The organism is Halopseudomonas pachastrellae (genome assembly GCF_900114765.1).
Lineage (GTDB): Bacteria > Pseudomonadota > Gammaproteobacteria > Pseudomonadales > Pseudomonadaceae > Halopseudomonas > Halopseudomonas pachastrellae.
Genome location: NZ_FOUD01000021.1, coordinates 80,355 through 97,634, shown reverse-complemented (window position 1 = coordinate 97,634; position 17,280 = coordinate 80,355). Strand labels below are relative to the sequence as shown.

The 17,280-nt window shown below is 61.0% G+C and carries 15 protein-coding genes and 1 pseudogene; 11 read left to right on the top strand and 5 right to left on the bottom strand.

The genetic code is table 11. The annotated features are described in order from the left end of the window. Positions 1 to 269 (bottom strand): transposase (locus tag BM116_RS16035; protein ID WP_139222354.1); only part of this gene is annotated, 269 nt, incomplete at its 3' end. 123 nt (positions 270 to 392) lie between these two features. Between BM116_RS16035 and BM116_RS16030 the strand changes: the two genes are divergently transcribed. From BM116_RS16030 to BM116_RS16015, 4 genes are all read left to right on the top strand, one after another. Beyond that, complete coding sequence (locus BM116_RS16030; RefSeq protein ID WP_083726231.1) at positions 393 to 2,204, top strand: DUF4153 domain-containing protein; 1,812 nt, start codon at positions 393 to 395, stop codon at positions 2,202 to 2,204. 72 nt (positions 2,205 to 2,276) lie between these two features. Continuing rightward, a complete protein-coding gene (brnQ, locus tag BM116_RS16025; RefSeq protein WP_083726388.1) occupies positions 2,277 to 3,584 on the top strand; it encodes a branched-chain amino acid transport system II carrier protein in 1,308 nt (435 codons plus the stop codon). 54 nt (positions 3,585 to 3,638) lie between these two features. After that, positions 3,639 to 4,382 carry a DUF599 domain-containing protein gene (locus BM116_RS16020; protein WP_083726233.1) on the top strand — a complete coding sequence of 248 codons (744 nt, stop codon included), beginning with the start codon at positions 3,639 to 3,641 and terminating at the stop codon, positions 4,380 to 4,382. Next, entirely contained in the window at positions 4,379 to 4,768 is a 390-nt protein-coding gene (locus tag BM116_RS16015) for an MAPEG family protein (protein ID WP_083726235.1), read from the top strand. Before BM116_RS16020 ends, BM116_RS16015 begins: the two co-directional genes overlap by 4 nt. 55 nt (positions 4,769 to 4,823) lie before the next feature. Here the strand turns inward: BM116_RS16015 and BM116_RS16010 are convergent, their stop codons facing one another. Both BM116_RS16010 and BM116_RS16005 read right to left on the bottom strand, forming a co-directional pair. Continuing rightward, positions 4,824 to 5,243, bottom strand: coding sequence for a Tim44 domain-containing protein (locus BM116_RS16010; RefSeq protein WP_083726238.1), 420 nt, complete (start codon positions 5,241 to 5,243; stop codon positions 4,824 to 4,826). Between the two features lie 42 nt (positions 5,244 to 5,285). Continuing rightward, complete coding sequence (locus BM116_RS16005) at positions 5,286 to 5,480, bottom strand: hypothetical protein (RefSeq protein WP_139056962.1); 195 nt, start codon at positions 5,478 to 5,480, stop codon at positions 5,286 to 5,288. 149 nt (positions 5,481 to 5,629) lie between these two features. Here BM116_RS16005 and BM116_RS16000 point away from each other — a divergent pair, with 149 nt between their 5' ends. The 7 genes from BM116_RS16000 (at position 5,630) to BM116_RS15970 (ending at position 12,382) form a co-directional block, all read left to right on the top strand. Then, on the top strand, positions 5,630 to 6,097 hold the full coding sequence (locus BM116_RS16000; protein ID WP_083726242.1) for a PaaI family thioesterase: 468 nt from the start codon (positions 5,630 to 5,632) through the stop codon (positions 6,095 to 6,097). Then, positions 6,094 to 6,540 carry a PaaI family thioesterase gene (locus BM116_RS15995; protein WP_083726244.1) on the top strand — a complete coding sequence of 149 codons (447 nt, stop codon included), beginning with the start codon at positions 6,094 to 6,096 and terminating at the stop codon, positions 6,538 to 6,540. Before BM116_RS16000 ends, BM116_RS15995 begins: the two co-directional genes overlap by 4 nt. Before the next feature lie 29 nt (positions 6,541 to 6,569). Further along, complete coding sequence (locus tag BM116_RS15990; protein ID WP_083726246.1) at positions 6,570 to 7,541, top strand: hypothetical protein; 972 nt, start codon at positions 6,570 to 6,572, stop codon at positions 7,539 to 7,541. A 98-nt stretch (positions 7,542 to 7,639) separates the two neighbouring features. Then, positions 7,640 to 9,544: a molecular chaperone HtpG gene (htpG, locus tag BM116_RS15985; RefSeq protein ID WP_083726248.1), complete on the top strand. Its 1,905-nt coding sequence runs from the start codon at positions 7,640 to 7,642 to the stop codon at positions 9,542 to 9,544. A gap of 101 nt (positions 9,545 to 9,645) precedes the next feature. Then, complete coding sequence (locus BM116_RS15980; protein ID WP_083726390.1) at positions 9,646 to 10,431, top strand: dienelactone hydrolase family protein; 786 nt, start codon at positions 9,646 to 9,648, stop codon at positions 10,429 to 10,431. Between the two features lie 122 nt (positions 10,432 to 10,553). Further along, positions 10,554 to 11,903 (top strand): hypothetical protein, encoded by a 1,350-nt coding sequence (locus BM116_RS15975; RefSeq protein ID WP_083726250.1) that lies wholly within the window; start codon positions 10,554 to 10,556, stop codon positions 11,901 to 11,903. A gap of 77 nt (positions 11,904 to 11,980) precedes the next feature. Continuing rightward, positions 11,981 to 12,382 carry a nuclear transport factor 2 family protein gene (locus tag BM116_RS15970; protein WP_083726252.1) on the top strand — a complete coding sequence of 134 codons (402 nt, stop codon included), beginning with the start codon at positions 11,981 to 11,983 and terminating at the stop codon, positions 12,380 to 12,382. A 33-nt stretch (positions 12,383 to 12,415) separates the two neighbouring features. Here BM116_RS15970 and cobA read toward each other — a convergent pair whose 3' ends face one another. Together cobA and BM116_RS15960 are read right to left on the bottom strand one after the other, a co-directional pair. Then, the gene (gene cobA, locus BM116_RS15965; RefSeq protein ID WP_083726254.1) at positions 12,416 to 13,174 is read right to left on the bottom strand and encodes a uroporphyrinogen-III C-methyltransferase; all 759 of its coding nucleotides are present in this window, start codon (positions 13,172 to 13,174) and stop codon (positions 12,416 to 12,418) included. A 14-nt stretch (positions 13,175 to 13,188) separates the two neighbouring features. Continuing rightward, positions 13,189 to 17,156: pseudogene (locus BM116_RS15960) on the bottom strand (molybdopterin-dependent oxidoreductase). Positions 17,157 to 17,280 lie beyond the last annotated feature (124 nt).

Sequence of the window (17,280 nt, the reverse complement as noted above, 5' to 3'; positions counted from 1 at the left end):
CGATAGGCAACGTTAACCTGAATCTCGCGCATTAACTGTCGTTCGCTGCGCACGCCGAACAGGTAGCCAATAAACAGCATCTTGAACAGAGTGACCGGGTCAATCGCCGGGCGACCGTTGTCAGCACAATACAGGTGCTGGGTGGCAGGACGAATGAACTCGAAATCAATGTGCTGGGCGATCTTGCGCAGCAGATGGTCAGCTGGCACCAGTTCTTCGAGGGTGACCATCTCCAGCGCGTGTTGTTTGGGTGAAGGGGGTTTGAGCATCGGGTTGGCCTGCGATAAACGACAACCCATTAAACAAAAGCCCCCGCCTTTCGGCTAGGGGCTTTGTCAGCAGTCTGAAACCCCGCCTTGGCGGGGTTTTGTTTTTTGTCAGGAAATTATCCAATGAAGAGCTTTGACCGCATCAGCAGTCTGCACATGATGGTCGGTGCGCTGCAGGCGATACTGGCGTACGGTCTGTTTCAGTCGGCTGAGCTGGAGGTGTGGCCGGCTACCCATGCTGCGGCCTACATTCCGCTGTTCATGCTTATGGTGGCGCTGCCGTTGGCGTTTTACTGCGCCAGTGAGGCAGCAGCGGTGCGCCGCTGGTTGCTCAGTCTCGGCCTGGGTTTGCTGGCGTCGTTGGTCGGTCTGCATCAGGGCCTGACCGCCGGTGTGTCGCTGTGGCAGCCCGAGGGCTACCTGGGCGGCTGGTCGCCTGGCCGTGTTGGCGACTACCTGCAGCCGGCGCTGATATTCGCGCTGCTGGTTTTTCTGGTGGCACCCGCCGTTGCGCTGGTGCGCGGGCGTCCGCAGCCGGGGGACTACCAGCGCTGGATCGATGCGCTGCACCACAACGCTCTGGTATTGCTACAGGCAGGGCTGGTGCTGGGGCTTTTCTGGGGGCTGCTGTACAGCGCTGCCGGGCTCTTCAAGCTGGTGGGGCTGGAGCTGCTGCACCAGCTGATTGATCAGAAGTGGTTCAGCATTCCCCTGGTTACGCTGGTGTTCTCCCACGCGGTGTCGGTCGCAGTGCGAACCCATGGCGTGGCTGACTTTCTTACCGGTCGGGCGCGCCAGCTGTGCGGCTGGCTGTATCCACTGGCGGCGCTGCTGGCGGTAGGTTTTGTCCTCAGCTGGGGCGTGCAGGGACTTGCGGGGCTGTTTGAAAGCGGGCATGCGGCTAACTTGCTGCTCTGGTTTGTCACCCTGAACCTGTTACTGATCAATCTGGCCTCGCGCGGCGGGGCCGAACAGGGCGAGCAGGCCGCCTGGATGCGCTGGGTCATGGTCGCCGGCAAGCTGGCGTTGTTACCCATGATGGCGGTCGCCGGTTATGCGCTATGGCTGCGTCTTGAGCAGTATGGCCTGACGCCGGAGCGTATTTGGGCGCTGCTGGTCTGGCTGGTGCTTAGTGTAATGGCCTTGGGGGCCGGCATGGATGCGCTCAGCAGTGCACGTGGTGGCACACCCAACCGCTTGCTGCCCGTCAGTAATGTGGCCGCGGCACTGGTTGCGGTGCTTGGCATCGTGCTGCTGCTTGGCGGGCCGCTCGACCCGCGCCGTCTCAGTGTCGATAGCCAGCTGAATCGCTTAGAGACGAACAGGCTCAGCGAGGATGCCTTCATCAACTTTCTGCGCTCCAAAGGCGATGGCTACGGGCTGACAGTGCTGACCGAACTCACGCGTACCGACACCAGCGGCGATGAACAGGCGCAGCTGTTGGCGCTTCTGGCTCGCAAGGCGCTGGCCGGCCGGCGAGAAGACACTGCTACCTTGCTGGAGCAGGTTAAGGCGCTGCCGCGTTTTCCATCCGGCAGTGCGCTGCCCCCGGGGCTGGCCCAGGCGCTGGGCCGTGAATCGGGCGTGCTGTCGTGTGACAGCCAGCGGTTGGATGTGCCGAACGCCTGCCTGATCTGGGCGCTGCCGGGCTTTTTTGGTGAGCAGACCGCTTACGTTGTGCTGCGTCGAGACGGCGATGGCGACATGCCCTTTGGGCGGATCTGGCTGTCGGATACGGACGGTAGCTGGAGCACCTGGGGCGACCTTGGGCGTATTCAAGATGCGAGCGGATGCCCGGCGGAACACCGCCCGGCGGCTTTGTTCGATGCCATCGTGCAGAACAGGGTAGAATTCGCCGCCAAGCCGCAGCCGGACCTGATGGTTAACGGTCTGCGCATTCCAACCAACCTCTGGCGCAACGCTACTTGCCCCTGATAAGGGGGAGGGCGATGTTGCCGGGCGACACGGATGTCCCTGCTTTTTGCGGACGACGATAACAGCTTTATGATCAAACGACTTACACCCATCGATATCTTTGCGCTTGGTTTTATGACCTTTGCGCTCTTTCTTGGCGCGGGCAATGTGATCTTCCCGCCGGGCGCCGGTCTGGCTGCCGGGGCCAACATCTGGCCTACCGCGTTTGGTTTTCTCATTACCGCCGTTGGTCTGCCGCTGCTGACGCTGATTGCACTGGCTCGCGTTGGTGGCGGCCTGGCGCAGTTGACCGCGCCGCTTGGCGGGGCAGCGGGAGTAACGCTCAGCGTGCTGGTCTACCTGGCCATCGGGCCGCTGTTCGCAACCCCGCGCACCACGGTTGTGTCCTACGAGATCGGCGTGCTGCCGTTTGTCAGCGACAGTTGGCAGACGCTGCTCGGCTACTCGCTGATCTATTTTGCTGCGGTAATCTTCCTGGCACTGAAGCCGGGCCAGTTGATGGACCGGGTCGGCAAGTACATTACGCCGGTCTTGCTGGCCGGGCTGGTGCTGCTGGGGCTGGCGGCGCTGTTTCTGCCCGCCGGCGATATGCAGGCGGCAAGCGGCCAGTACCGCGATGCACCGATGATTCAGGGTTTTCTGCAGGGCTATCTGACCATGGATACCCTGGGCGCACTGGTGTACGGCATCGTAATCACCACTGCGATTCGCGACCGGCAGGTCAATTCCGCACCGTTGATTACCCGCTACACCGTTATGGCAGCTGTGATTGCGGCGACCGGGCTGTCGCTGGTTTACCTTTCGCTGTTTTATTTGGGTTCAACCAGTGGCTCATTGGTCGAACCGGGCGTCAATGGAGGACAGATTCTCGCCGCCTATGTGCAGTACCGCTTTGGCACCGCAGGCAGCGCGTTGCTGGCTCTGGTCATTATCCTCGCGTGCATGACCACAGCAGTCGGTTTGCTGACCGCCTGTGGCGAGTACTTCAGCAAGCTGTTGCCGCTGAGCTACAGCGCGGTGGTTTGGCTCTTTGGTCTGTTCAGCATGTTGGTGGCCAATCAGGGGCTGGACAGCTTGATCAGCGTTTCCATCCCGGTGCTGGTTGGTCTGTACCCGCTGGCCATTGTGCTGGTGTGTATCAGCCTGCTGGGGGCGAGCTGGGCTCGGCCCGGTAATATCATGCGCCCGGTGATGCTGGTGACGCTGGTTTTTGGCGTGATCGATGGCCTCAAGGCCGCAGGCCTGATCAGCAGCGCTGGTGCCTGGCTTGATGCGCTGCCGTTGTCGGATCAGAGTCTGGGCTGGCTGTTGCCGGTTCTGGTTACCATGCTGCTGGCTATACTGGTTGAGTATCTTCGCCATGGCAGCCTGCGGCGTTGATGCGGGGCGTCTGTGCGCCCCATAAATAAAATCCGGTCAGAGTAGGGAGAGTGAATGCTGTCGATTCCGGATGCAGGAAGTGTTTGGATCAACGCGCTGGCTGTAGGCTGGCTGGTGCTTTGCTGGATGGGCTACACCTACTATGCGTTACGCAAGGGGCGTGATACGGCTTGCCTGGCCAGTGTATTGCACCTGTATCGACGGGACTGGATGAACCGCCTGCTGATGCGTGAGCAGCGCATGTCAGACGCCAGCGTGATCGGTAACCTGGAGCGCAACACATCGTTCTTCGCCTCCAGCACGCTGCTGATTCTGGCCGGTCTGATTACCGTGATGGGGGCAACCGACAAGGCAGAGCTGCTGCTGCACGAGTTGCCCTTTGTTGCCAAGGTCAGTCGGGAGATTTTCGAACTCAAGCTGCTCGTGCTGATGGCCATCTTTGTGTACGCGTTCTTTACCTTTTCCTGGGGGATGCGCCAGTACAACTTTGCCTCTGTGCTGCTGGGCTCTGCGCCACTGCTGGGTGAGAAAAATGTCACCGAAGCCGAGCGCAATGCTTACGCCGAACGTATGGCGCGCGTGCTCTCGATGGCAGGCAACGAGTTCAATCTGGGGCTGCGCTCCTATTATTTTGCGCTGGGTACGCTGACCTGGTTCATCAATCCGCTGCTGTTCATTCTTACCACTGCGGGCGTGGTACTGGTACTGTACCGGCGTGAGTTTCACTCGGACGTACTGCACATCATGATGTTCAGTCCGGCACCGATACCGCCACCGCAAATGGAGAAGCTGGAATGAGTATCCCCCTCTGGAGTCTGTTTATCGCTGCGCTGATGCTGGTGCTGACCAAAGCGCCGGTCGCTGTTGCCCAATCCCGCTCGGGGGGCTATGACAATGCTCATCCGCGTGCCCAGCAGGCCGCGTTGAAAGGGTGGGGCGCACGTGCGCTGGCATCGCACCAGAACATGATCGAGGCGTTTCCGGTGTTTGCTGCTGGAGTGTTGGTGGTGCTGGCGACGGGGACGCTAGGTGCGGCGGCCAATGTGCTCTGCATCATCTTTGTGTTGAGCCGAATTGGCTACACCGCGCTGTATCTGCTCAACTTGGCAACGCTGCGCAGCCTGGTATGGGGCGCAGGTTTTGTTTCAAGCCTCGGTTTGATGCTATTGCCGCTGCTGCGCTGAGGTGACAAATAAAAAGGGCATGCCGCGGCATGCCCTTTTTTGCATTACTGATCGCTTACTCTTCCACAGCGCGCTCCATGGATTCCTTGGACTCGACGGCAGCATCCCGCACCGCTTCGCCTTTTTCTTCGACGTACTCTACCGAGCTGTCGTAGGCATCGCTGACACCTTCTTTGGTCGCGTCGTAGGCCTCTTCGATGTTCTCAGTTGTAGCATCGTAGGCGTCCTGTACGCTGTCACCTGCGGCATCAACCTTTTCCTGCAACACCTCACCAGTGGTCTGCTCGGTGCCGGTTACCTCACGGGCTTTCTGTTCGGTAGCGTCGGCGACATCCTGGGCGGCGTCCTGCATGTTGTCCATGGCATCAGACATGGACTCACGTGCGTCTTCCATCTTGTCTTCCGGGCTTTCCTGGCAGCCAGCCAACAGACCTACGCCGGCCATCAGGACAACCGCTGCAGCTAGTTTTTTCATGGTGCTCTCCTTGAAGAGTAAAATCGGCGATCAGTCGCCTTGTTATTGCGCTTCTTCAGCTTTCTGCTCAATCGCTTCGCCGGTTTCTTCTACGGCATCACCGACGTTGTCGACCGCGTCGGACATCGACTCCTGGGCATTTTCCAGCTTGTCTTCAGGCTCTTGCTGGCAACCAGCAGCGGCAAGCAGACCAGTGGACAGCAGCAGGGCGGCGGCGATAGTCATTTTCCGGGACATACAAACACTCCTTCAAAGCAGTTGATTCATTGCCTTAGTGCTGCGCCTTGTGCGTAAAGTTCAACATCTGGTCGACTTCTGGAGTCTAGTTCACGTTCTGGGTACTATGCTCAGCCTTATTACAAAACCACTCCAGAGGCGCACTGTTCATGAGCGAAATCGAACTGCGGGCGCGGAATTTCCTGTCTGCGTTGCGACATTGCCAGCACCTGCAGATGACCGTAGAGCACGCCGATGAGCAAGGGCTCATCATCAAGCTGCCCTACAGCGACGCCATCGTTGGCAACCCGGTTACCGGCGTCATACACGGTGGGGCCATCACCACTCTTATGGATACCTGCTGCGGCATTTCTACCGTTTGCTACCTGCCGGAGTTTGAAATCTGTCCGACGCTGGATCTGCGCATTGATTACATGCATCCGGCCGAGCCCGGCAAAGCCATCTTTGGCTTCGCCGAGTGTTACCGCGTTACGCCGGCAGTCATCTTTACCCGCGGCATTGCTTATCAGGACGAACGCTCAGAGCCGATTGCCCATGTTGTGGGGACCTTCATGCGCATGGGCAAGGCGGTTGATCAGGACAATCTGAAAGCACACGGCGACGAGGTGGGCGCATGAGCCTGACCGAGCAGCAGGTCCAGGAAATAATCAGCCGCTCCCACGAGACGGGGGACTACGGTGCGTTGGTGGAGGCGATCCCCTATGCGCGGATGATTGGAATGCAAGTGACGCGTCTGGGCAGCGAAGCTTTCTTTCGACTACCCAGCGCCCAGAACAACATTGGTAACCCGGTACTGCCGGCGCTGCACGGCGGCGTTATTGCCGGTTTCATGGAGCAATCGGCGATGCTGCATCTGATGATGTTCATGAACAGTGAGGTGTTCCCCAAAATCATCGATTTCTCAGTGGATTACCTGCGCGCCGGGCTGTACCGTGACACCTATGCCAGTTGCCAGGTCTGGCGGCAGGGGCGGCGTGTTGGCAACGTTGCCATCACCGCCTGGCAAACCCGTTCCAGCGAGCCTATTGCCACGGCTCGGGCCCATTTCAAGCTGGATTGAATACGAGCGCGACAGGAGTGTAGTCGGCGATGGAAGCCTTGTTGATTCTGGGTGGTGTGATCGGCTTTGCGGTGGCCTGGGTTTGGCTGGTTTTTTGCAGCTTGCGTCTGGGTAGCCGAGCCGTACTACTGGCTGCGCTGCTGCCACTGGTGACGCCCTTTCTGCGCGACAGCGCTTTCGCTCGTTTACCGCGTATCTTGCTGCTTGTATCGCTGCTGTGTGCTGGTGCCGGTTTCTGGTTGCTGCAGCAGCATCAGCCAGAGCATTTTGCCCGTTTACTGTCTGGGCAATGGCAAAAGGAGGTGCCCGCCGGTGAGCTGCAAGGCACGCTGATGGGCCAGTCTTTTGCGCCTGACCAGGTGTACTGGCGTGGCGATCAGCTGATTTTTGCCGAGACCGCCGGCGAGCGCGTGCGCCGCTCTCTGGTAGTGCGCTTTGATGGCGCCACCAGCCTGCTGCAAGGCACAGCAATCGATCTGCTGCCGGGCGACGACGGCCCATGGCCGCAGATGGTACTGCAGTGGTACACCGGTGCGTTGGCTTCACCTGGCCTGCGCCGGGTTGCTTCCGGCTACAGCCTCAGCCTGTCTCTGGCGCCGCAGGGCAGAGAGGGCGCGGAGATGGTTGTACACCTGCGTTTGCCCGCAGAGCATCAGACGCGGTTGACCGGCCGAGTGACACTGGCAGAGCGGCCAAGCTGGCTTGGCCGCTCACTGAACAGCGCCCAGCCCCCAGCACCACAGCCGGAGCCTGCTGCGCCTGCGCCATCACCTGCCGACTGGCAGGAGGTTAGCCTGCTTGCCGTGCTGGATGAGCCAGAACATTTCGTAGGCCAGCGGTTGCGCCTGGTTACCGTTGCCGGTCGCGAGCACGAAGGGGTGCTCAAGGCGGTTACCAGCGAGCGCAGATTGGTGCTGGCACTGCCTCAGGGTGCCAATCAGGTCGACTTTCAGTTTCACCCGGTCGATATCGCCCTGATCGAGGTTCGACCGCGGATCTGACGCCAGGCCCTTGAAAGTATTTCAAATGTCCCCATCTTTGCTGCATTGCCAGAATCTGCTGGCTTGCCCTGAACAGCATCAAATGGAGACGCTTCGTTATGACCGTGGACGCTCATAAGGAAACCCTGGGATTCCAGACAGAGGTGAAGCAACTGCTGCACCTCATGATTCACTCGATGTACTCGAACAAGGAAATCTTTCTGCGTGAACTGATTTCCAACGCCTCGGATGCCTCCGACAAGCTGCGCTTCGAAGCCATCGCCCAGCCGCAGCTGCTGGAAGACCAGCCCGAGCTGCGTATCCGCGTCAGCGCCGACAGCAAGGCCAACACCCTGACCATCGAGGACAACGGTATCGGCATGTCCCGCCAGGAGGTCATCGACCATCTGGGTACCATTGCCAAGTCCGGCACCGCCGCCTTCATGCAGCAACTGACTGGGGATCAGAAAAAGGACTCCCAACTGATTGGACAGTTTGGCGTTGGCTTCTACAGCGCCTTTATCGTCGCTGACCGGGTTGAGGTATTCACCCGCCGTGCGGGCCTCGCTGCCGCCGAGGGTGTGCACTGGGAGTCAGCCGGTGAGGGTGACTTCACTATCGCCACCGTCGACAAGCCTGAGCGCGGTACCCGTATCGTCCTGCACCTGAAGGCCGCAGAGAGCGAGTTTGCCGATACCTTCCGTCTGCGCAACGTCATTACCAAATACTCCGACCATATTTCCCTGCCCATCGAGCTGCCCAAGCAGCCGTCAGGTGAGGAGCAGGAGGCCGCTGCCGAGACCGAGTGGGAAAGTGTAAACCGGGCCAGCGCGCTCTGGACCCGCCCGCGTACCGAGGTCAAGGACGAGGAATACAAGGAGTTCTACAAGCACGTTGCCCACGACTTTGAAGACCCGCTGAGCTGGAGCCACAACAAGGTCGAAGGCAAGCTGGAATACACCAGCCTGCTGTATGTGCCGGGTCGCGCGCCGTTTGACCTGTACCAGCGCGAAGCGCCGCGTGGGCTCAAGCTGTATGTGCAGCGCGTGTTCATCATGGACGACGCGGAGCAATTCCTGCCGCTGTATCTGCGCTTTATCAAGGGCGTGGTGGACTCGAATGACCTGTCGCTGAACGTCTCGCGTGAAATCCTGCAGAAGGACCCGGCGATCGACAGCATGAAGTCCGCGTTGACCAAACGCGTGCTGGACATGCTGGAGAAAATGGCGAAGAAAGAGCCCGAGCAGTACGCGACTTTCTGGAAGGCTTTTGGCAGCGTTATGAAAGAAGGCCCGGCCGAGGACTATTCCAACCGCGAGAAAATTGCCGGCCTGTTGCGTTTTGCCTCCACCGCGCAGAGCGATGACAGCGAAGTGGTCAGCCTGGACGCCTATCTGGAGCGCATGGTCGAAGGTCAGGACAAGATCTACTACCTCACCGGCGAGCGATACGCGCAGGTCAAGAACAGCCCGCACCTGGAAATCTTCCGCAAGAAGGGTATCGAAGTGCTGCTGCTGACCGACCGTATCGACGAGTGGCTGATGAGCCACCTGACCGAATATCAGGGCAAGCAGTTTGTCGATATCGCCCGAGGCGACCTGGATCTCGGCAAGCTCGAAGGCGACGAGGACAAGCAGGAGCAGGAAAAGGCCGCTGAAGCCAAGGCCGACCTGGTCAAGCGCATCCAGGAAGCACTCAAGGAGCAACTGCAGGAAGTGCGCGTGTCGCACCGTCTGACTGACTCCCCGGCGGTACTGGTGATCAACGAGGACGACATGGGGCTGCAGATGCGCCGTATCCTCGAGGCCAGCGGCCAGAAGGCACCGGAAAGCAAGCCGATCCTGGAGATCAACCCGGCCCACCCGCTGCTGGACAAGCTCGACAGTGAGCAGGATGAAGATCGCTTTGCCGACCTGAGTCACATCCTGTTTGACCAGGCAGCCCTTGCTGCAGGTGAGGCGCTGCAGGATCCCGGTGCCTATGTGCGCCGCCTTAATGCGCTGCTGGTTGAACTGAGCCGCTAAGCTGCCAGTCTGCTTTGAAGTGTGAGCAAAAATGCCTGCCTTGTGCAGGCATTTTTGTTTCTGCCGCTATGCTGGAGAGACATTTTATGGAGGAAGCAACGATGAAGCGCATATTGGGGGGCGTGTTGATGAGTACGCTGGCAGGCCTGGCACAGGCTGATATCAAGGTAGAGCAGGTCGACTACGAGATTGACGGCAAGCCTTTTGAGGGCCGCCTGGTGTACGACGCCAGCGTGCAGGTGCCGCGGCCCGGTGTGCTGATGGTGCCCAACTGGATGGGGGTGACGGACGCCGCCGTCGAGAAGGCCAGTAAGGTGGCGGGCACCGATTATGTGGTGTTTGTGGCGGACATGTACGGCCGGGACATTCGCCCGGCCAATGCAGAGGAGGCCGGTGCGGCTGCCAGCACCGTGCGCGATGATCGCGCGCTGATGCGCACGCGAGTGAATGCCGGGCTGGACCTGTTGGCCAGCCAGACCCAGGCGCCGGTTGCCAGCGACCAGTTGGTTGCCATCGGTTTCTGTTTTGGGGGCGGTTCGGTGCTGGAGCTGGCGCGCTCGGGTACCGAGCTCAAGGGCGTGGTGTCTTTCCACGGTAATCTGGACACCCCCAACCCAGCCGATGCTACCAATATCAAGGCGCCGATCCTGGTGCTGCACGGAGCAGACGACCCCTTTGTGCCAGACCAACAGGTTGCTGACTTTCAGGCCGAGATGCGCGACGCAGGCGTGGACTGGCAACTGATCAGCTACGGTGGCGCGGTGCATTCCTTCTCTGATCCCTCCGCGAACATGGCTGGCAAAGCCGAATATCACCCAGTCGTGGCCAAGCGTAGCTTTGCCGCCATGCATCAGTTCTTTGGCGAGGTGTTGGGCGCGGCAGAATAACGGCAGGCTCTAGCGCGTCATCGACAACGCTGATGTTGGCGCGCTAGAGAGGCCGGCTCGGCATAATGCGGTGAAACTCTCCACGCGAGAGAACATAACAACAAAACAAGATGGAGACGGTTATGTCGCAACCTGAACAACCGGGCTGGCGTTGGGGGCCCTTTACCTTTCGTTTACCGTTCTACCATTCAAAACTCTGCTGGCCCGAGCTGGTTCAGGGGCTGCTGATCGCCGCCGCCACCGGCCTGTCACTGGTGCCGCTGATGACCAGCTTCTTTGGCCTGAGTTTTGAAGAGGCAGTAGCCGTCTCCATGATTCATTCGGCGCTGATTGCCTCGGCCATCATTGTGTTCGGCGAACCCTACGCCCCCGGTTGGATTACCCCCGCGTTGCCATTGGTACTCGCCTTTGTGCTTGGCGGGTATGAGACACCCGATGAGCGCTTTCAGGCGATGGCGGCGATATCGCTCGATTTTGCCCTGTTGCTGTTTTTGCTGGGCATCACCGGGCTGGGTAAGCGCTTTATTCTCTGGCTACCCGACACGCTCAAGGCGGGCATCATTCTAGGTGCGGCGATTGCGGCGCTGAAACGGGTGTTCGTTGACGATGCTGAACGCTTTTTGCTGCAGCAGCCGATCAGCACCACCATTGCCTGCGCCGTGTGCCTGATCTTCGCTTTCAGCATTCCCATGGCCAAACTGAAGGAAAAATACCGTTTCTTTGCCTTGCTCGGCGCCTTGGGCCTGCTGCCCGGTTTTGTGCTGGCCGGCATTATCGGCCCGATGGTTGGTGAGGTGAGCTACGACATTCAGTGGGGCATTCTGATCCCGCCGCTGGATGATGCCTGGGCCAAGGTCTCGCCCTTTGCCATTGGCTGGCCGAGCATGGAGATGTTTATTCAGGGTATGCCGCTGGCGCTGATCACCTACGTGATTCTATTTGGCGATCTGGTCACTGGTAACGAGGTGATCCGCGAAGGACTGGAGACTCGCCAGGACGAACACATCGACATCAACCCGACCCGCTCACACATCTCGCTGGCCATCCGTAATGCGCTGATGGGTATCAGTGCACCCTTCTTCCCGACCCAGGGCGCGCTCTGGACCGGTGTGCACGTGATCATCATGCAGCGCTGGAAGCAGGGCAAACAGGCGATGGATAGCATTCACAGCGGCCTGGCGTCCTATTACCTGATGGGCCTGCCGATTCTGTTCTTCCTGCTGCCGCTGCTGACCGGGCTCAAGCCGTTGTTGGGCATTGCCTTGTCACTGACGCTGGTACTGACCGGGTTTGCCTGTGCCTATATCGCCATGGCCATCCCGAAAAACAATACCTCTCGCGGCGCGGTGGTGCTGATTGGTGCCTCGCTGGCGTTTTTCGAGCCGTGGGTGGGCCTGTTGATTGGTATTTTGGCGACCGTTGTACTGGTGGGCTGGGATCGCAACGTTGACCCCATTCCGCACGAAGATTGAACCACGCGGCATTGGAATAAGGCTTGCTGCCGCGCCGCGGCAGCAGGTACCAAGCCTGCCAACGATAAGGAGCAGCAATGAGCAGTGTGATCGAACGGTGGCACAAGGTTGTCGAAGCGCAGGACCCGAGCGGACTGGCGGATCTGCTGGCAGATGACGTTGTGTTTCATTCCCCGGTGGTGCACACCCCGCAGGTGGGCAAGGCAATTACCACGCTGTATCTGTCCGCGGCGTTCAAGACGCTGAACGAGCCGGGGCACTTCACCTATCTGCGTGAATTGGTTGATGGCAATAATGCGGTGCTGGAGTTTCAGACCGTCATCGACGGTATCACCATCAACGGCATCGATATGATCCAGTGGAACGACGACGACAAGATTGTCGACTTCAAGGTCATGGTACGCCCGCTTAAAGCGGTCAACGCCATCCATGCCGCCATGGGCCGCATGCTCGACGCGCTCAAGCCTGCCAAGGCCTGAGCCGCCCGCCAAGCGCGCGCCGTCCGGCGCGCCTTATCCCGCCAGCTGTGAGGTTTCGCTGTATGAGTGAGCCAGCGCAGCCGCATTCACCACCTCACCAATCACCAGCACCGCCGGGCTTTTTAGTTTGAAGGCGATGGCGGCAGTGCAGAGTTGAGATAGCTGGCAGGCGAGTTGGCGTTGAAGTGGTGAGCTGGCGTTTTCAATCATGGCGACCGGCATGTTGGCTGGCATGCCGCCGGCCAGCAGGCCTTGCTGAATCTGCTGCAGGCGGGCAACGCCCATATACACCACCAGCGTGGTGCCGCCCGCGGCCAGCGCGGCCCAGTTGAGTTCGCTGTCATCCTGCGTATGGGCGGTAACCAGCGTGACGCCTCGGCTCACGCCGCGCAGCGTGAGCGGAATATCACATTGGGTGGCACCGGCCAGCCCGGCGGTAATGCCGTTGACGATGCCGGCTTCGACGCCACGATCACGCAGCCACTGGGCCTCTTCACCGGCACGGCCGAAGATGCAGGGGTCGCCGCCTTTCAGGCGTACTAGGCGTTTGCCCTGGCGGCCGTAGCGCAGCATCAGGCGATTGATGAAGGCCTGCGGGGTGGAGCGGCAGCCGCCGCGCTTGCCGACGCGAATCAGGCGCGCCTGCGGGCAATGCTGCAGAATCTCGGGGTTGACCAGATCGTCCACCATCACGATCTCTGCTTGCGCCAACAGGCGCGCGGCCTTGAGCGTCAGCAGTTCCGGGTCGCCGGGGCCGGCGCCAACCAGCCAGACAGGCGGGGTGGTATTCATCAGTTTCTCCTGTATCAGGCGGGGACTGCGGTCTTGGCCAGCAGTTGTTTTATTTCCGGAACGCAGGAGCCGCACTGGGTGCCGCAACCGAGTTCGCGCTTCAAATCCTCCAGCTGCATGCCTTGCTCGATGCCGGCGCAAATGCGGCTTTGGCTGACGTTCATGCAGTTGCAAATGGTTTTGTCCGTGGCGGCGGCGCTGACACCCGGCGGGGTGGCGACCGGGGCCAGCAGCCAGCGGCGCAGGTCGGTAATGTCATCGGCGTCTTGCCAGAGTTTGCGCAGCCAGTCGCGGGCCAGGGTCTCGCCGCTGAGGCGCAGGGCAATGATGCGCTGGCCATCGAGTGCGATGCGTTTGCTGATCTGCCGCGCGCTGTCTTCCAGGCTCAGCGCCTGTGGGGTGTCCAGTCCGCAGGCCGCATCCAGCTGGCGCAGTAAGGCGGCGTCGGGCGCCTGGCCCGCTGCGGCGCGCAGCAGCACAGCCGGGCGCTCGCGGCCGACCAGCCCCATGCTCAGATAATCAAAGACTTCAGCTAGCTCGCGCAGTTGGGCAAAGCGCTGCTGTACGTCGCCTTCAACCAGCACAAACAGCTGCCAGGGGAGTACTGCGCGAGTGACCTCTACGGCGGCCTGTTTGAGTTCTGGCTGCTTGGACAGCGGGTCGTGGTTGCTGAGAGTCAGGCGGTTGCTGCCCAGGCCCTTGAGAAAACGGTTGCCCCAGTGCATCGGCAAAAAGCTCTGTCCCGGGCGTAACTGAGCGTCGGCCTGCACGGGCAGTATCAGCGTGCCGCGCCGGCTGCTGAGGCTAACCAGGTCGCCGTCTTCAAGCGCACGGGCCTGCATGTCCTGCGGGTGCATGGAGAGCTGCGCCCGTTCCACATGGCCGAACAACTGGGCGGCGGTGCCGGTGCGGCTCATGCCGTGCCATTGATCGCGCAGGCGTCCGGTGTTCAGTACCAGGGGGTAGCTGCTGTCGGCGGGTTCGCTGAGCGGGCGAGGGGCTTCGGCGACAAAGTGCGCGCGGCCATCGGCGGTGGCAAAGCGGCCGTCGGTATACAGCCGCGGGGTGCCCTGGCGGCTGCCAGCGGGGAAGGGCCATTGTTGCGGGCCCAGCCCGTCGATCAGGGCGTGGCTGAGGCCGCTGTAGTCGAGGTCGCGACCGGCAGTCAGGCCCTTGTATTCGTCGAACAGCTCGGCTGGCCGGGCAAAGGCAAACTGGCTGGGCTGGCCGGGGCGAAGTTTTTGCTCCAGCCTGCGGGCGAAGTCGCAGACGATATCCCAGTCGCCACGGGCGCTGCCGGGCGCGGGAATGGCGGGGCGCACGTGACTGATGCGTCGCTCGGAATTGGTCACGCTACCTTCCTTTTCGCCCCAGCTGGCGGCGGGCAGCAGCAGGTCAGCATAGTGACAGGTTTCGGTGGTGCTGAAGGCTTCCTGCACGATGACGAAGGGGCACAGGCTGAGCGCCTGATGGATCAGCTGTTGGTCCGGCATGGATTGGGCCGGGTTGGTACAGGCGATCCACAGGGCCTTGATACGACCATCGCGGACCGCCTCGAATAGCTCGATGGCGCTCAGGCCGGGTTGCTCCGGCAGGCCGGCTACGCCCCAATAGTCAGCGACCTCGCGGCGATGCTCGGCATTGGCGGCGTCACGGTGGCCGGGCAGCAGGTTGGACAGGCTGCCGGTTTCGCGGCCGCCCATGGCGTTGGGCTGGCCGGTCAGCGAGAAGGGGCCGGCGCCGACCTTGCCGATCTGACCGGTGGCCAGGTGCAGGTTGATCAGGGCGTTGTTCTTGGCGCTACCGGCGCTGGACTGGTTCAGCCCCATGCACCACAACGAGAGAAAGCTGTCGGCCTTGCCGATCAGCTCGGCTGCCTGGCGCAGCTCAGCCTCGCTGATATCGCAGAGTGTCGCGACGCGCGCTGGCGGGTAATCCTGCACGAGTGCCTGCAGTGCTTCAAAGCCGTCGGTATGCGCGTTGATGAAGTCATGGTCGACGTGGTCGTTTTCCAGTAGCAGATGCAGCAGGCCGTGAAACAGGGCGACATCGCTGCCGGGGCGCAGCGGTAGGTGCAGGTCTGCGACGTCGCAGGTGTCGGTACGACGAGGGTCGATGACGATGACCTTCTGCGCCGGGTTAGCCTCGCGGGCGGCCTCCAGGCGGCGGAACAGGACCGGGTGGGCGTAGGCCATGTTGCTGCCGGCAATCAGCAGGCAGTTGCTCTGCTCAATGTCTTCGTAAGAGCAGGGCGGTGCGTCGGCGCCCAGGCTGCGCTTGTAGCCGACTACCGCGCTGGACATGCACAGGCGCGAGTTGCTGTCGATGTTGTTGGTGCCGATCAGCGCCCGGGCCAATTTGTTGAAGCTGTAGTAATCCTCAGTCAGCAACTGGCCGGAGATGTAGAAAGCCACGCTGTCTGGGCCGTGCTCGGCGATGGTGCGGGCAAAAACCTCCGCTGCGTGACCCAGGGCGCTGTCCCAGTCGGTGCGGTTGCGCGCCATACTTTTGCCCAGACGCAGTTCCGGATGCAGGGCGCGGGCTGCCAGGTCGCCGGTCAGGTGCAACGTGGAGCCTTTGCTGCACAGGCGGCCGAGATTGGCCGGGTGCGCCGGGTCGCCCTTGACGTTGTGGATGTGCTGGCCGTCGTGCTCGATCAGCACGCCGCAGCCAACGCCGCAATAACAGCAGGTAGAGGCCGTCTGCTTCATGACGCCAGCCTCCGTTCGACCGCTGGCAGCTCGAGACCTGCGGCGGTTTCAATGGCGCTGCTGGCAAGCGTCTGGCCAAACATCAGCAGATCACGCTGTGCCGCGAGGTGTTGGCCGCTGCGCACCAGCTCGAAGTACCAGCTGCTGTCGCGGGTGTCTCCGTACAGGCAGGCACCGACCAACACGTCATCGCGGATCACCAATTTACGGTAGCTACCGCTTTGCGGGTCGCGCAGGGTAACGATGTCGCAGCTGTCGTCACCCATAAAGTCCCCGGCGGAGAACAGATCAATACCGGTTACCTTGAGTTTGGTCGAGGTGACCGAACCGAGATAGCGACCGTAGCCGAGCATTGCCAGGTGGTTGGCGCAAACCTTTGCCTGTTCGAACAGCGGTGCAACCAAGCCGTAGGCGATACCGCGGTGCTGTGCACATTCGCCAATGGCGTAGATGCGCGGATCAAAGGTTTGCAGGGTATCGTTGACCAGAATGCCGCGATCACAAGCCAGCCCGGCCTCGACCGCGATATCGGTGGCTGGCCGGATGCCTGCGGCCATGACCACCAGATCAGCCGGGATTTGCGTGCCGTGCTTGAACGCCACCGCGCAAACACGGCCGGTGCTGTCACTGAGCAACTGTTCGGTCTGGTGCTGCAGGGCAAAGCGTATGCCGCGTGCTTCCAACGCCTGCTGCAGCAGCTGGCCGGCGGTTTCGTCCAGTTGGCGGTCCAGCAGCCATTTGCCAACGTGCACAACGGTAACGTCCATACCACGCTGGCGCAGGCCATTGGCCGCTTCCAGCCCCAGCAGCCCCCCACCGATTACCACGGCATGGCGGTGGGTATGGGCGGTCTGCATCATCTGCCGGGTATGGCCGATGTCGCGGTAACCGATAACCCCCTGTAGATCATTGCCCGGGACCGGCAGCATGAACGGGTTGGAGCCCGTTGCCAGCAGCAGGCGGTCATATTCGGCTTGGGTGCCGTCTTCTGCGACCACGCGGCGGGTGGCGCGATTGATGCGTGTGACGCGCTTGCCAAGATGCAGCGTGATGCCGTGCTGGCGGTACCAGTCCATGTCGTTGAGCACGATATCGTCAAACGCCTGCTCGCCGGCGAGCACGGGTGACAGCATGATGCGGTTGTAGTTGGGGTGCGGTTCTGCCCCAAATACAGTGATCTCGTACAGATCAGGGGTCAGCTTCAGCAGCTCTTCGAGGGTGCGAATGCCGGCCATGCCGTTGCCAATCAGTACCAGTTTCAGTTTTCGCATGGTGACGCTCTTTGCCGGGCGGAAAACAAAAAAGGCGTCCCGGCCGCGTAAGCAGCAGGGACGCCTTTGTCCGAATGTGCGATGTAAGGTCGGGCGCTCAGTCAGGCACGACCTGTTGTGTTGA

Excerpts from the sequence above, each read along its gene's own strand:
- BM116_RS16030 (WP_083726231.1), top strand. The coding sequence starts at position 393 with ATGAAGAGCTTTGACCGCATCAGCAGTCTGCACATGATGGTCGGTGCG.
- BM116_RS15990 (WP_083726246.1), top strand. The coding sequence starts at position 6,570 with ATGGAAGCCTTGTTGATTCTGGGTGGTGTGATCGGCTTTGCGGTGGCC.
- BM116_RS16020 (WP_083726233.1), top strand. The coding sequence starts at position 3,639 with ATGCTGTCGATTCCGGATGCAGGAAGTGTTTGGATCAACGCGCTGGCT.
- htpG (WP_083726248.1), top strand. The coding sequence starts at position 7,640 with ATGACCGTGGACGCTCATAAGGAAACCCTGGGATTCCAGACAGAGGTG.
- BM116_RS16005 (WP_139056962.1), bottom strand. The coding sequence starts at position 5,480 with ATGTCCCGGAAAATGACTATCGCCGCCGCCCTGCTGCTGTCCACTGGT.
- BM116_RS15995 (WP_083726244.1), top strand. The coding sequence starts at position 6,094 with ATGAGCCTGACCGAGCAGCAGGTCCAGGAAATAATCAGCCGCTCCCAC.
- cobA (WP_083726254.1), bottom strand. The coding sequence starts at position 13,174 with ATGAATACCACCCCGCCTGTCTGGCTGGTTGGCGCCGGCCCCGGCGAC.
- BM116_RS15980 (WP_083726390.1), top strand. The coding sequence starts at position 9,646 with ATGAAGCGCATATTGGGGGGCGTGTTGATGAGTACGCTGGCAGGCCTG.
- BM116_RS15975 (WP_083726250.1), top strand. The coding sequence starts at position 10,554 with ATGTCGCAACCTGAACAACCGGGCTGGCGTTGGGGGCCCTTTACCTTT.
- BM116_RS16000 (WP_083726242.1), top strand. The coding sequence starts at position 5,630 with ATGAGCGAAATCGAACTGCGGGCGCGGAATTTCCTGTCTGCGTTGCGA.
- BM116_RS15970 (WP_083726252.1), top strand. The coding sequence starts at position 11,981 with ATGAGCAGTGTGATCGAACGGTGGCACAAGGTTGTCGAAGCGCAGGAC.
- BM116_RS16010 (WP_083726238.1), bottom strand. The coding sequence starts at position 5,243 with ATGAAAAAACTAGCTGCAGCGGTTGTCCTGATGGCCGGCGTAGGTCTG.
- BM116_RS16015 (WP_083726235.1), top strand. The coding sequence starts at position 4,379 with ATGAGTATCCCCCTCTGGAGTCTGTTTATCGCTGCGCTGATGCTGGTG.